Consider the following 13636-nt stretch of genomic DNA (forward strand, 5'->3'; position numbering starts at 1 on the left):
GTATGATTACATGACTTTTGCTTTATTGTTCGTTTTTATAATAAAAACAGTTAATTTTAAACAAATTCATTGTTTTTATTATAAGGATTAAAAATTCGTATAATATAATAAGAAGTAAACTTTTCATTTAAGGATTAATATGTTAGAAATTATTTTAAATTCAATCGTGTCTTATATCTCAACTAACACAGATTATATTCTAGTGCTAGTATTACTAATCCATGCGCATCATTTCAAAAGTCCCATTTTAATTGGGGATATGATTGGAACAACCATTCTTACTGTTACACCAATGACAATTGCTATTTTACTTCGAGCCGTTCCAGAAACTTGGATGCTTGGTTTCTTAGGATTATTTCCGATTTACTTTTCCTTAACCAGTTTCTTTGGTAAAAGTAACAACAATTCTCTGGAAGAAGCAGATAATAAATCACGGTTTAAATTAATTCTACATACCGTAATCATTACTGTAGCAGCCTGTGGAGCTGATAACATCGCAGTCTATATTCCTATTTTTATTCGCAAATCAACTTTTGAATTAGTTGTTGCCTTTTGTGTCATGTTAACGATGGCTGTAATTTTCTTTGGCTTAGCTGTAGTAATTAGCAAAGATAAACGACTTGAACAATTCTTAAATCGGTATAGCAAGTATCTAACGGGTACCATTTACATGTATCTAGGAATTTCAGTCCTAATTCAATGTGGAACTATTTCTCATTTTCTTAAATAACTCATTCTATTCTAAAAGAAACCTGCCTTGGTAGCAGGTTTCTTTTTTAATTTCCCAAAGTAACGTTTCGAATGTTTTCTAATAACATTTCATTCTTTTGGGCTAACCGAAATTCATCATCATTTAAAAATTCGATTTGTCCGCTAACCTCAATTGGCTTTAACTCTGAATCTAATTCATTCAACTGAATCGTAACTTCATAATTATTCTTCATTGCATAATATAATCTTTGTTTAATTAGGGCGATGGTCTGAGGGTTCTTTATTTTGGCAACGTGTTTATTTTTATATCTTTGTTTTTTTATTGCCACTGTATGATCAGATAGATAAAAACCTTGCCACTTGGTCATACCACGGTCTTGGTAATCATGTTCAAAAAACTGATCAACTACTTTTTGGCTAAAATGATATTTATTCAAGTACATCACGCTTTCTTTGAATTAATCTTTGTGAGCTTGGCCATTTAAGTCCACAAAATCCGACAAATTTAATGGTTAGTTAGTGCTCTAATTTAAAATCAGCAATTAATGCTTCCAAGTATTCTAAATGGTAGGTATTAACTGAGTGTAAAGGTATTAATTTTAACCGCTGGCCGCGCCGTTGGCTATTAAAGAAAAAGTTGTAAGTTTTATCATAAGGATCATTAGCAATCTCAATCCAATAGTGAGTTCGAGAAATCCTTTTAAACAAACCATCAATTCGTTCCAGAATAATTTTTAGATTGCTATTCATAACTTTTTCCTCCGTTATGTCCACCCACTAATTTAGCTCTTTCAAGTGCTGTTCCGCCTTTATCTAGGCTATTGGCAAAAACTAATTTAGAAAAACCATATTTATGATGAATTTCATCAATAATTTGATTTAGCTTAGACGTCTTAATTTGGGTATCAACTTTCGCAAATAAATCTAACGACCTACCAGTGTTATTGGTTAACTTACTACAGTAAACTGCTACGTTTCTAATTGATTGACCTTCCCAATTATTTCTAAATAAGTATAAGAGTTGTATAACAATTGCTTGATTATCATCAGTTTCATCGATCGAAAGCATTTGATGAAATCCCGATTTTCCATAGATCTCACTATCATGAAAGGAAAAGCCAATTCCTAAGGAGATCCGACTAGTTAATTTATGATGACTTCGTACTCGAGATGCGACTTGCTCACCAATTTCTTTAATCACATTTTCAATCTCAGCTTGGCTTTGATAATCACGCGGTAAAGCCTGGAAATTACCTAAACTTTTAGATTTAACCACTGGTTTTTCGGTAAGTTTCGAACGATCAACGCCCCGAGCGGTAGCAAAGATTTGCGTTACAATAATACCCATTTCTTGTTTCAAAAGGTAAGGATTCGCATGTGCTAAATCATTCATAGTATAAATTTCTAGACGATTTAAATGTTTAGCGGTTCGTTTCCCAATTCCCCAAACTTGAGTTAAATCTTGAATTGACCAAATTTTAGTCGGAACATTTTGGTAATGAATTTCACCAATTAAATCATGATTATGTTTGACATAAATATCCAGAGCTAGCTTCGCTTGTACTGGGTTATCGCCAATTCCAACCGTCGTATATAGTCCCAATTCTTGTCTAACTGTCTTTTGGATTAATCTCGCCACAGATCTAACCGAGTTACCAAACAAATGCCAAGATTTCGTCATATCAAGGATACTTTCATCAATTGAATAAGGCCAAATCATTTCTTCTGGAGTGAATTTACTAAATAATTGGTTAATTTCAAGGTTCTTTTTTATGTATAAATTCATCCGTGGAGGTACCACTAGTAATCTAGGATCAGTGGGTAAATCTCTTTGCCGCGAAACATTGGCCTTTAAATTATATAACTTTTTGGCTTCAGGTAATGTTGCTAAAATCAGTCCCCCATTAGTATTTTCTGCTTCGCTCATCACTACTAATGGAACTTTTAAAGGATTGAATCCTCGCTGAATTGCTTCACAGCTGGCATAGAAAGACTTGTTATCGATTAAGAAATATACTCCTTTGGGCTCTTTATCAAAAAACATCATCGCATCTCCTTTAATTACAAAGTAATTATATCATAGATACGAACATATGTTCTAGTTTATTTAAAAGATTAAAATACATAAAGAATGACGATTAACTAATTTTAGGATTATAATTGTGTGATATAATTTCAGTAATCAAAAGAAGACATATTACTACTCATATAAAAAGAGCACTCAGATTAACCCCCTGAGTGCTCTTTTGATTTATTAATAATTTTTATTTTTTAAATTTTTGTAATTCATGACTAATTTCAGCAGTTTGAAGATAAACTTGTTGATAAATCTCATATAGTTGATCGTATTTTGCCACGTTTGCTGAAATTGGATTATGCACTTCAGCGATGTGCACGAATTTTTCTGCACAGGCCTTAAAGTCTGGATACCAACCTAAACCAACGGCTGCAATCATGGCAGCTCCCATGCCTGGACCTTGTTCATTAGCCAATTTTTTAACGGGTGTGTTGAAAATATCGGCTTGAATTTGAAGCCACAAATCACTCTTCGAACCTCCGCCAATCGAAACAATTTCATCAATATCAGCATTTTGTTCCCGATAAATGTTTAAAATGTCGCGAAAACTGAAGGTCACTCCTTCAATGACAGCTCGAGCAAAATCATTGCGGTCTTGCGTAGCATCAATTCCTAAGAAACTTCCACGAATATCAGCATCCGCATACGGAGCTCGTTCCCCAACAATGTAAGGTGAAAATAGCAATCCATTTGCACCAACTGTAGAACTAGCGGCTCCACTAATCACTTTTGTAAAGGGAATGTCCTGACAGAATGTGTCTTTGAACCAACTAAGTGAATAACCGGCTGCTAAAGTTACTCCCATTGAATAATAAGCGCCAGGAACGACATGGTCTTCCATTTGTACGCGACCATGATAAGCATCAACGGGTCGATCTTCGTATTTTAAAATTACTCCAGAAGTTCCGATACTTGAAAGCACTACTTTAGGCGATAAGATTCCAGCTCCTAAGGCACCACAGGCGTTATCAGCTCCACCACCAAAGACTTGAGTAGTGGTTTTTAAACCAGAAAATTCAGCATATTCCTTAGTAATTGTCCCAACATCAGTTGTTGACTTAATCAATGGTGGCAAAACACTCATCGAAATTCCAAATTTTTCGCAAATTTGTTTACTCCACTCGTTAGTGTGAATATCTAGTAACGTGGTACCAGTAGCGTCTGAGTAATCAATGCCTAATTTACCAGTCATCCGATAACGGACATAGTCTTTCGGCGTCAAAATTACAGCTGTTTTCTTCCAGTTTTCTGGTTCATTTTCTTTAACCCACAAAATTTTAGGCAAAGTAAAGCCTTCCAAAGGACGATTACCAGTAATTTTAACGAAATCATCGCCCATTTGGTCATCAATTTCATGACGTTGCTTAGTGGTCCGCGTATCGTTCCACAAAATGGCCGGACGAATTACGTCATGTTCTTTGTCTAACAAAACTAATCCGTGCATTTGACCAGAATAACTAATTCCCTTGATGTCACTAGTTGAAACTTTGTCATCTAAAATCAAACGGACAATTGCAACCGTCGTTGACATTACCCAGTCATTGGGATTTTGTTCACTATAACCAGATTTTGGGTGGCTAAGTGGATAATCAAATGATTCTTGTGCAATTACGTTACCTTCTCGATCAACTGCCGAAACCTTAACGGCACTCGTACCTAAATCGACTCCTAATACACATTCTGCCATGTTGCTTTCCCCTCTCAAAACATCAACATTTATTCATCTATATTATAGTTGAAGAAGATTCTGAAAGTTTGCTTAAGACTTAATTATTTTTAACTACTACTTTTCCAAGCATGTGTTTACTTTCAACCATTCCCAACCAAAGCTCACCATTCTTGATTTTAAGGAACTGAAATCCAAGTTTCTGCCAGAACCAGTCGTAGAAACAATCTTACCAAAAGGTGCAATCAATTTAGTAATCACCGGCCAATAAAAATTCAAGTTACTTGGTTCTAAAATATAGTTAACCTTTTTAAAGCCTAAATCATTAACTTGTTTAACTAAGTCTTCATGATAATCAACTACGTAATCAACCCAATGGCTGAGTTCCCATGCCTTGGCTTCTGCTTTTCCAGCAGTTGCAATCACCTTTAAGCCAGCTAAGTGAGCTAATTGTGTGGCAATCGATCCGACTCCACCTGAACCATTAATAATCAAAATTGATTGTTTCCGATTATTGTCCACATCATTAATATTGATGTTCATTTGTTCAAATAATGATTCCCAAGCGGTCAAACTAGTTAGTGGCATGGCTGCACTTTCTGCAATTGAAAGTTGTTTAGGAGCGTGCCCGACAATTCTCTCATCAACGGCTTGATATTCACTGTCACTGCCTGGTCTGTCATATGCTCCAGCATAAAATACTTTGTCGCCCTGCTTAAACAAGCTAGTTTTGCTACCCGTTTCTACGACATTTCCATAAGCATCATAGCCAATTACTTTAGGTTCTGTTAACTGCTTTTTTTGTCCACGTCTGGTAAAAACATCCACGGGATTAACTGAAACAGCTTCAACTTTTACAATACGGTAATTTTTGTTACTAAGAAACATCAAGTTCACTTGGCATTTCTTTCATTATATGAAATACCCCATTTTTCCATCTCATTTATTACAGGTTCCAATGATTTACCCAACTCGCTTACTTGATACTCGGTTTTTGGAGGAACAACTGGATATTTTTTTTAGTTATAATCCCATCATTTTCCAATTCCTTCAACTGCAAGGAAAGCATTCTGTTTTAACAATTACTCACCTTTTTCAATAAATCATTGTATCTTAGAACTTTATTTTTAAATAAATGATATAAGATAACACTTTTCCACTTTCCTGAAATTATTTGAAACGTACTTTCAACGGGACAACCAGCTTCGCAATTATATAAATGTCTATTATTCATTTAAACACCTTCGTTTGTTTTATCTTCAATTCTACTATACTTTTGTTCGTATAGAAAAAGGACCTACCCTGACTCAACATCAGAGTAAATCCTTAAATTATTTTATTTAATCACCATTATAAATGGAGTTTTTGACAATTACATAATCAACGGTCTTCAAAGCAGAAAGATCACGCCCACCAGCATAAGAAACTGATGATTGAAGGTCTTCTTTCATTTCTTGAAGAGTATCGTAAATACTTCCTTTAGAAGTTACGAGCAACTTTTTACCTTCCACATTGTGGTAAGCACCTTTTTGGTATTCTGAAGCAGAACCAAAGTATTCTTTGAACACTTTTCCGTCTTTCTCAACTTTTTTACCAGGTGATTCAAGGTGTCCGGCAAACATTGAGCCAATCATAACCATTGAAGCACCGAAACGAATTGATTTTGCAATATCACCGTCAGTTCTAACTCCACCATCAGCAATAATTGGTTTCCGTGCACCTTTTGAACAAGCGTTGATGGCTGCTAATTGCCAACCACCAGTTCCAAAACCAGTTTTGATTTTAGTGATACATGCTTTCCCGGGTCCAATTCCAACTTTAGTGGCATCGGCACCAGCATCTTCTAAGGCACGAACAGCTTCAGGAGTTCCAACATTTCCCGCAATCAAGAAGATTGAAGGAGCTTTTTCTTTAATGTACTTAATCATTTTAATCACTGAATCTGAGTAACCATGAGCAATATCAATCGTTACGTATTCAGGAAAATCACCTGATTCGACTAATTCATCAATGAAGTCGTATTCGCCAGGTTTTACCCCAATACTAATGGAAGCAAATTGACCATGATCATGCATAGAACGAATGAAATCATGCCGCTTTTCTGGTTGGAAACGGTGCATAACGTAGAAGTAGCCGTTCTTTGCCAATGAAAGGGCTAATTCTTCATTAATTACGGTTTGCATATTAGCTGGGACCACTGGTAATTTAAAAGTCCGGTCGCCAAATTTCATTTCTGTGTTACATTCACTACGCGAGTTAACCACACATTTGTTAGGAATTAATTGGATATCTTCGTAATCAAAAACTTTCATGCTTTATTCTCCAGTCATAACGAACTTTTTCAGTTTTAATTATTAATATTATTCGCATTACTTTTATTATGTTATCCGAAAAATGGCAACAAATCAAGAATGTTACAATATAGTTCGTAAATATTAAAGGGTGAATTTGCATCAATTACTCAATATGTTAAAATTCAAACAAACAGAGTACTAGGAGTTCAACCATGAAGCCAAAATTTACTACGATAATGCTTTACCTAGTGATTATTTTTAATCTAGTTTTACTAACTGGAATTTTCAAACCAAAACATCATCAAAAAGTCAGCGCTAGTATGAATGAACGCTCTCAAATGACGATTGACGTGCAAAATCAACATCATTACAAAACTAATAAACACGGAAAGTTTGTCATCCATACTTCATTGGTAATTGGCAATCAAATTCATTTCCAAGCAACCAATCCTGAAGCTCAACTCAAGGTAGCTAAATCAAGAAGTGATTACAAAACGACCGTTGTTTTACCCAAACAGCAAAACACAGATGTCACCATTTATTCGTCAGGTAAGGAACTAACTAATTCACATCCCATTACAATTAATGTAAAAAATAAACAAAAGGTAAAAAATGCTCCCTAATTAATTTCTAGGGAACATTTTTTTATATCTTAAATTTTTTGTGTAAATAATAAACCGGAATTCCTAACAACGTAATGGCTAATCCTACAATTGCTAAACCAGTTTGATTAATCAAGGTTGTTACAACAATGAATAACCCCCCGATAATCGCAACAATTGGCACTACAGGATACCACAATACTTTGTAAGGACGTTCTAAGTCTGGTTCGCGTTTTCTCAAAATAAACAATGATAAGAATAGGAGACAATTAAAAATCCACATTACGAAAACTAACATATCAGTTAGAATGTCAAAACTTCCGAGAATAATCATAATAATGGCGATTACTAAAATAAATAGACTCGCTACATATGGTGCTGCTGCTTGATTTAATTGCTTAAATTGCTTACTGAACAGTAACAAATCATCTTTCGCTAAGGCATATGGAATTCGAGCTCCTGTCATGGTGTAGCCATTAATGGTTCCAAAAACTGAGACCAAAATTCCAATCGTAACTAATTTCCCACCAAACTCACCAAACAACTTTCCAGCCACTTGTGAGGCAGTATTGGTATTACCCGCAATTGCATCAATTGGCATATTTTTCAAAAAGATCCAGTTGACCAATACATAAATAATCATAATAAAAGTTAAACCAACTACTACTGCTTTAGGGATATCCTTTTTAGGACTCTTCATTTCACCAGCAATATCACCAATGTTAATCCAACCTTCATAAGCAAACATTGTGGCAAGCAACCCACCTGAAAAGGCCGTTAAAAGATTAGCATGATTACTGGGAGCGACTGGGATAAATGTTACATCAACATGCCCTGGCATGCATAAACCAACCACTACGATTAAGAAAATGGGTATTAATTTAAAAATTAGAGTTATTGATTGCACCGTTCCTCCCACTTTTGACCCAAACGTATTCAAAAGAGTAATAATTCCAACCACGGCAATCGCAATCGGAATTGCAAGTCCCATGCTGAGATGAAGTAAAACAATCACTTGGGTAGCAAAAATAATTGCTAAGGCAGCCATATTAGCTGGAACGTAAATTAACATTTCTGCCCAACCAAGCAGAAAACCACTCAATGGTCCATAAGTATGGCGCATGTATTGAACACTTCCGCCAGTTTCTGGAATCGCTGCCCCTAGTTCAGCAACAGTTAAACCACCACAGATGGTTAAAATTCCAGCAACAATCCAAGCCAATAAAGTCAAACTAACTGAGTGGGTGGCACCCACGACACTAGCCGTTTTAAAGAATACTCCGCCACCAATTACCGTTCCCATTACCATCGCTAAGGCGGTAAACGGTCCTACACTTCGTTTCAATTTTTGTTCTGTCATTTTAAAACGCTCCTTTTTAACAAATAAGTAATAAAAAAACCTAGTTAGAGTGAACTAACTAGGCTTAAGATTCATTTAGATATTCGTAGCAACATCCGAGAATATTAATGATGACCTAGTTAGAAACTCGTGTATCTAACCAGGCAACTCAAACTAACCTTGCTTAGATACGACTTGCAAAGCAAAGCTAGAGGATGAGTTCAATTGGATCATCATTTTAAAATTCATTGGAATGTTCCTTTCTGCTTTTTATATATATGATTAAACCATTTATTTAATGACCCGTCAATCTTTATTTTTTGCTAAGTTCTTTAATTGACATCAAGGTAAAACGACTCACAATAAAGGTAGAAAAGCTTAACCTAACAATCAGTAAAGGAGAAATAAGAATGACTTTAACTTTTACACTAGCTCCGGATTCATTTAAAGAAAGTATGACGGCTAAACAAGTTTGTGATGCAATGGAACTTGGAATTAAACACATTCTGCCAGATGCTAAAGTTCAAAAAGTCCCTATGGCTGACGGTGGCGAAGGAACGGTTGATGCTTTAATCGCCGCAACGAATGGCCACAAAGAGTTTGTGACAGTGAATGGCCCGCTTCCTGGTCAAAAAGTAAAAAGTTATTTTGGAATTTTAGGTGATGGAAAAACAGCAGTCATTGAAATGGCAAAAGCCAGTGGACTTGAATTAGTTCCGCCAGAAAAACGAGATCCTTTTATTACCACTACTTTTGGAACAGGTGAATTGATTTTAGCAGCCTTAAATCATGGCGTTAAAAAAATTATCATTGGAATTGGTGGAAGTGCTACCGTTGATGGCGGAATTGGAATGGCTGCCGCTTTAGGCGTTAAATTCTATGATGTTAATCAGCAAATTGTTACGCCAAATGGTGCTGGTCTGAACCAAATTAATTCGATTTCCCTTAAAGATTTAGATCAAAGAATTAAACAAACGGAATTTGTAGTGGCTAGTGATGTCACTAATCCTTTAATTGGCAAAAATGGAGCAGCAACAGTTTTTGGACCACAAAAAGGTGCTCTTCATACTGGGGTAAAACAATTAGAAAGTGGCTTAACTAATTATGCCAATGTCGTGAAACAAACTTTAAACATTGACGTCAAAAATATTTCTGGAAGTGGAGCCGCAGGTGGCTTAGGAGCTGGATTAATCATTTTCACCAATGCTACTTTAAAACCAGGAATTGAAATTGTAATTGATGCAGTTGATTTGAAAAATAAAATCAAAGATGCTGACATCGTCCTAACCGGTGAAGGTGGGATTGACTTTCAAACTAAATTTGGAAAAACTCCCTTTGGTGTTGCTCAAGTTGCTAAATCATTTCAAAAACCAGTCATTGTGGAAGCTGGTTATCTAGGAGAAGGAATTGATCAACTTTATCATTGTGGGATTACCGCTATTTTTGGTATTTTAGGCCAAACTGGCGAACTAAAAACGGCATTAAAAAATGGTCCCGCAAATATTACGAGAACCACGGAAAACATTGTGAGAACTTTAAAAATTCAGCTTAAGTAAAAAATAAAATTAATACTCCCGAATTTTAGGTGGAACATATCCATCAATAAATTGTCCAATTTTAGTCAGTGATTCAGAGAAGAGTAACTTTTCTCGATCAGCTTTAGTTAAAAATCCCTTGGCTGTCATTTCATCGTACATTTTTTCTAGAGGACGATAATAATCAGCTACATTATATAAAATACAAGGGTTATTATTATCACCAATGCGTGCCCACGAAAAGGCTTCAGAAATTTCTTCTAATGTTCCTGGACCACCAGGAAGTGCGATACAGGCGTCGGAAAGCTCAATCATCCGTCGTTTACGAATTGACATATTTTCAACGACTTCCAAATTGGTCGCACTTTCTAGGGCAGTGCCATGCTCCGCTAATTCCTGAGGTAATACTCCGTAAACTGTTCCACCATTTTGTAAAACAGTTTTCGCTAGTACGCCCATTAATCCAAATTTACCGCCTCCATAAACTAAGGCGTAGTCATTTTTCACTAACCACTTTGCTAATTTAATCGTGGCATTTTCATAAATTGCTTCGTTACCCATGGCTGCACCACAATACACGGCAATTGCTTTCATTGTAAATCCTCCTTAATTAATTACATAATCAACCACATCTCGTTATAATGGATAGTGCACGGTTAATTAACCTGTTGATTAAAAAGATTAATCGTTGATTCACTAATTTGTTGATCATGATGGAAAATTTTTACTCGCCAAGTTTGAATTTGATGCCCAACTTTAATTGGTTGGGCAATTGCTTGAATTTGTCCGAGTTTCATCGATCTGAGATGGGTGGTTTGAATATCCAAGCCAACTGCAACTTGTTTGCTAGTGTCCAGATTTTGGTTGGCACCCATACTGGCAGCTGTTTCAGCCAAGACACAACTAACTCCTCCGTGCATTACGCCATAGGGTTGTTGGTGTTCTGGTTTAATTTCCATCGTTAAAACAACTTCGGTTGGGGTTAATAATTCCGTCTGAATGTTAAACAAATCGATTAAGTTCACGGGTTAATCCTTTCAGCTAATCAGCTTTTTAATTCATCTTATACAAATAATTTTACAACAAAACAATTTGGAGGTCTTCTTTATGGTTAGAAAATGGGAAACAATTGAAAACGATTACCAAGATATTTTATTCGAACGAACAGGTAAAATTGCTAAGATTACCATTAATCGTCCTGAGGTACGTAACGCTTTCACACCGCTAACAGTTGAAGAAATGATTGATGCGTTTGCTCGTTGTCGTGATGATTCAACCATTGGAGCAATTATTTTAACTGGACAAGGTGATCTCGCCTTCTGTTCTGGTGGAGACCAAGGAGTTCGAGGAAACGGTGGTTACGTTGGTAAAGATCGAATTCCTCGTTTGAATGTCCTTGATTTACAACACTTAATTCGCATCATTCCTAAACCTGTGATTGCGATGGTTCGAGGCTGGTCAGTTGGTGGTGGAAACGTGTTGCAATTGGTTTGTGACCTAACCATTTCTGCTGATAATGGTAAATTTGCTCAATCAGGTCCTAAAGTCGGTAGTTTTGACGGCGGTTATGGCTCTGGTTTATTGGCCGATACGATTGGGATGAAACGGGCTAAAGAAGTCTGGTTCATGTGTAAAACTTATACGGCCCAAGAAGCTTACGATATGGGTTGGATTAACAAAGTCGTTCCCCTTGCTGATGTTGAAACTGAAACTCTAGCTTGGTGTGACACAATGTTGAAACGCTCACCCATGTCACTTCGTTTAATCAAAGCTTCTATGAATGCGGCTACCGATGGCTTAGCTGGAATTCAACAACTTGCTGGTGACTCAACGTTACTCTACTATACTAGTGACGAAGCCAAAGAGGGTCGTGATGCTTTCATGGAAAAACGGGATCCTGATTTTGATAAATTCCCTAAATTTCCTTAAAGAAGGTTTGCAAGATGGATAATTGGCTAAAAAAGAGAGCATCATTAACACCAAAACGCATGGCCCTTTCCTATCATGAGCAAAATTGGACATTTGCTGAATTACAACAGGCTGTTTTAGAGACTTGTACTCATTTAGTCGGTCAAAAAGTACAAACCGCAAAGCGAGTCGCCGTCTTGGGTAACAATACTCTCCAACTTTATTTCACCATTTTGGCCTTACAACAATTAGGGATTGAAATGGTCTTGATTAATAAGAATTTGGCATTACCTGAAATTGAATATCAACTTCACGATGCCAATGTTGATTTATTAATCTATGAAGATGAATTTCAAAGTAAGTTGCAACCATTGAAATCAATGACGCTAATTTCGTTAAATGATTTACACGATTCGATTAGTGCGGATGCCTCTTCTTTCATTAAAGATGAATTTAATTTAGATCAAGTTACTAGTATTATGTATACTTCTGGAACGACTGGCAATCCCAAAGGTGTAATGCAAACTTTTCGTAATCATTGGTCAAGTGCCATTGGAGCTGATTTAAATTTGCCAGTGACTGCTAAAGACACGTGGATATGTGCCGTTCCACTTTTTCACATTAGTGGCTTTTCAATTATGATGCGCAGTTTAATTTATGGAATGAACGTTCGTTTATATGAACATTTTAATCCTGAATTAATCAATCAAGACTTGCTAAATGGTAAGGGAACGATTATTTCAGTTGTTCCATATATGTTAAAAAAACTACTCAGTCTGAAAGATAGTGATTACAGTGAAAAATTTTCCTATATGTTACTAGGCGGTGGTGCAATTGATCGTAAAACTTTGGAAATCTGTAAGGATTCTAACATCAATGTCATTCAATCATATGGAATGACCGAAACTGCTTCGCAAGTTGTCGCCCTTAACCTTGCTGATGCCATCCGAAAACTTGGCTCGGTTGGTAAACCGCTTTTTCCTGTTAATCTAAAAATTAAAGGTGCTACTAAACCAAATCAAATTGGCGAAATTTTATTGAAAGCTGATAATATAACTCCTGGGTATTTAAATCATTCAGCACCGATTACTAACAACGGTTGGTTTGCGACTGGTGACTTAGGTTATCTTGATGCAGATGGATTTCTCTATCTTAAAAGTCGTTTATCTGAATTAATTATCTCGGGAGGAGAAAATATCTATCCCCTAGAAATTGAAAATGTTATTAACCAATTTCCTAACATCATTGAATCAGCTGTAGTTGGCAAAGCAGACTCAACTTGGGATGCAGTTCCGGTTGCCTTCATTGTCACCGATTCCATGATTAATTTAAAAAAATTAACTGCTTATTTAACCAGTAATCTAGCGAAATACAAGGTTCCAAAAAAATTCATTGTAGTTGATAAACTACCTAAAACACATAACGGAAAGTTGCAGCGTAAAAAATTACAATCACAAATTTAATTTTAGGTGAAATAAAAAACTTAGAAAAACAGCCGATTATG

The 13636-nt window shown here is 36.0% G+C and carries 13 protein-coding genes and 2 pseudogenes; 5 read left to right on the forward strand and 10 right to left on the reverse strand.

All coding sequences use genetic code 11. The features are described from left to right. The first annotated feature begins 139 nt into the window (after positions 1–139). Complete coding sequence (locus PY770_RS06680; RefSeq protein WP_103428597.1) at positions 140–730, forward strand: cadmium resistance transporter; 591 nt, start codon at positions 140–142, stop codon at positions 728–730. Between the two features lie 46 nt (positions 731–776). Here PY770_RS06680 and PY770_RS06685 read toward each other — a convergent pair whose 3' ends face one another. From PY770_RS06685 to PY770_RS06715, 7 genes and pseudogenes are all read right to left on the reverse strand, one after another. After that, positions 777–1148, reverse strand: a complete 372-nt coding sequence (locus PY770_RS06685) for a hypothetical protein (RefSeq protein WP_163601054.1) — start codon at positions 1146–1148, stop codon at positions 777–779. Then, positions 1141–1461: pseudogene (locus PY770_RS06690) on the reverse strand (acetyl-CoA carboxylase). The gene PY770_RS06685 and the pseudogene PY770_RS06690 overlap by 8 nt, the downstream one beginning before the upstream one ends. Further along, positions 1454–2755 carry a Y-family DNA polymerase gene (locus PY770_RS06695; protein WP_275046103.1) on the reverse strand — a complete coding sequence of 434 codons (1302 nt, stop codon included), beginning with the start codon at positions 2753–2755 and terminating at the stop codon, positions 1454–1456. Before PY770_RS06695 ends, PY770_RS06690 begins: the two are co-directional and overlap by 8 nt. A 220-nt stretch (positions 2756–2975) precedes the next feature. Continuing rightward, positions 2976–4475, reverse strand: coding sequence for a xylulokinase (gene xylB / locus PY770_RS06700; RefSeq protein ID WP_163601063.1), 1500 nt, complete (start codon positions 4473–4475; stop codon positions 2976–2978). A gap of 96 nt (positions 4476–4571) precedes the next feature. Further along, the gene (locus PY770_RS06705) at positions 4572–5342 is read right to left on the reverse strand and encodes a zinc-binding dehydrogenase (protein WP_163601062.1); all 771 of its coding nucleotides are present in this window, start codon (positions 5340–5342) and stop codon (positions 4572–4574) included. 5 nt (positions 5343–5347) lie between these two features. Next, positions 5348–5688, reverse strand: a pseudogene (locus tag PY770_RS06710) (winged helix-turn-helix transcriptional regulator). A 106-nt stretch (positions 5689–5794) separates the two neighbouring features. Then, positions 5795–6766 carry a GMP reductase gene (locus tag PY770_RS06715; protein ID WP_056958154.1) on the reverse strand — a complete coding sequence of 324 codons (972 nt, stop codon included), beginning with the start codon at positions 6764–6766 and terminating at the stop codon, positions 5795–5797. Positions 6767–6960: 194 nt separating this feature from the next. Between PY770_RS06715 and PY770_RS06720 the strand changes: the two genes are divergently transcribed. Next, on the forward strand, positions 6961–7371 hold the full coding sequence (locus tag PY770_RS06720) for a hypothetical protein (RefSeq protein WP_103428592.1): 411 nt from the start codon (positions 6961–6963) through the stop codon (positions 7369–7371). A 22-nt stretch (positions 7372–7393) separates the two neighbouring features. On the opposite strand, the gene PY770_RS06725 is transcribed toward PY770_RS06720, so the two are convergent. Continuing rightward, positions 7394–8710, reverse strand: a complete 1317-nt coding sequence (locus tag PY770_RS06725; protein WP_056958158.1) for an APC family permease — start codon at positions 8708–8710, stop codon at positions 7394–7396. Between the two features lie 389 nt (positions 8711–9099). On the opposite strand from PY770_RS06725, the gene PY770_RS06730 reads away from it, so the two are divergent. Then, on the forward strand, positions 9100–10245 hold the full coding sequence (locus PY770_RS06730) for a glycerate kinase family protein (protein WP_163601061.1): 1146 nt from the start codon (positions 9100–9102) through the stop codon (positions 10243–10245). A gap of 9 nt (positions 10246–10254) precedes the next feature. Here the strand turns inward: PY770_RS06730 and PY770_RS06735 are convergent, their stop codons facing one another. Then, positions 10255–10818, reverse strand: coding sequence for an LOG family protein (locus PY770_RS06735; RefSeq protein WP_275045899.1), 564 nt, complete (start codon positions 10816–10818; stop codon positions 10255–10257). A gap of 62 nt (positions 10819–10880) precedes the next feature. Continuing rightward, complete coding sequence (locus PY770_RS06740; RefSeq protein WP_103428591.1) at positions 10881–11249, reverse strand: PaaI family thioesterase; 369 nt, start codon at positions 11247–11249, stop codon at positions 10881–10883. A gap of 82 nt (positions 11250–11331) precedes the next feature. On the opposite strand from PY770_RS06740, the gene menB reads away from it, so the two are divergent. Further along, positions 11332–12153 (forward strand): 1,4-dihydroxy-2-naphthoyl-CoA synthase, encoded by an 822-nt coding sequence (gene menB / locus PY770_RS06745; protein ID WP_103428590.1) that lies wholly within the window; start codon positions 11332–11334, stop codon positions 12151–12153. A 14-nt stretch (positions 12154–12167) separates the two neighbouring features. Further along, complete coding sequence (locus PY770_RS06750; protein WP_163601059.1) at positions 12168–13595, forward strand: o-succinylbenzoate--CoA ligase; 1428 nt, start codon at positions 12168–12170, stop codon at positions 13593–13595. Positions 13596–13636 lie beyond the last annotated feature (41 nt).

It is taken from the genome of Fructilactobacillus sanfranciscensis (assembly GCF_029023685.1).
In the GTDB taxonomy this organism is placed as follows: domain Bacteria; phylum Bacillota; class Bacilli; order Lactobacillales; family Lactobacillaceae; genus Fructilactobacillus; species Fructilactobacillus sanfranciscensis.

Excerpts from the sequence above, each read along its gene's own strand:
- xylB (WP_163601063.1), bottom strand. The coding sequence starts at position 4,475 with ATGGCAGAATGTGTATTAGGAGTCGATTTAGGTACGAGTGCCGTTAAG.
- menB (WP_103428590.1), top strand. The coding sequence starts at position 11,332 with ATGGTTAGAAAATGGGAAACAATTGAAAACGATTACCAAGATATTTTA.
- PY770_RS06715 (WP_056958154.1), bottom strand. The coding sequence starts at position 6,766 with ATGAAAGTTTTTGATTACGAAGATATCCAATTAATTCCTAACAAATGT.
- PY770_RS06735 (WP_275045899.1), bottom strand. The coding sequence starts at position 10,818 with ATGAAAGCAATTGCCGTGTATTGTGGTGCAGCCATGGGTAACGAAGCA.
- PY770_RS06720 (WP_103428592.1), top strand. The coding sequence starts at position 6,961 with ATGAAGCCAAAATTTACTACGATAATGCTTTACCTAGTGATTATTTTT.
- PY770_RS06680 (WP_103428597.1), top strand. The coding sequence starts at position 140 with ATGTTAGAAATTATTTTAAATTCAATCGTGTCTTATATCTCAACTAAC.
- PY770_RS06725 (WP_056958158.1), bottom strand. The coding sequence starts at position 8,710 with ATGACAGAACAAAAATTGAAACGAAGTGTAGGACCGTTTACCGCCTTA.
- PY770_RS06695 (WP_275046103.1), bottom strand. The coding sequence starts at position 2,755 with ATGTTTTTTGATAAAGAGCCCAAAGGAGTATATTTCTTAATCGATAAC.
- PY770_RS06705 (WP_163601062.1), bottom strand. The coding sequence starts at position 5,342 with ATGTTTCTTAGTAACAAAAATTACCGTATTGTAAAAGTTGAAGCTGTT.
- PY770_RS06750 (WP_163601059.1), top strand. The coding sequence starts at position 12,168 with ATGGATAATTGGCTAAAAAAGAGAGCATCATTAACACCAAAACGCATG.
- PY770_RS06730 (WP_163601061.1), top strand. The coding sequence starts at position 9,100 with ATGACTTTAACTTTTACACTAGCTCCGGATTCATTTAAAGAAAGTATG.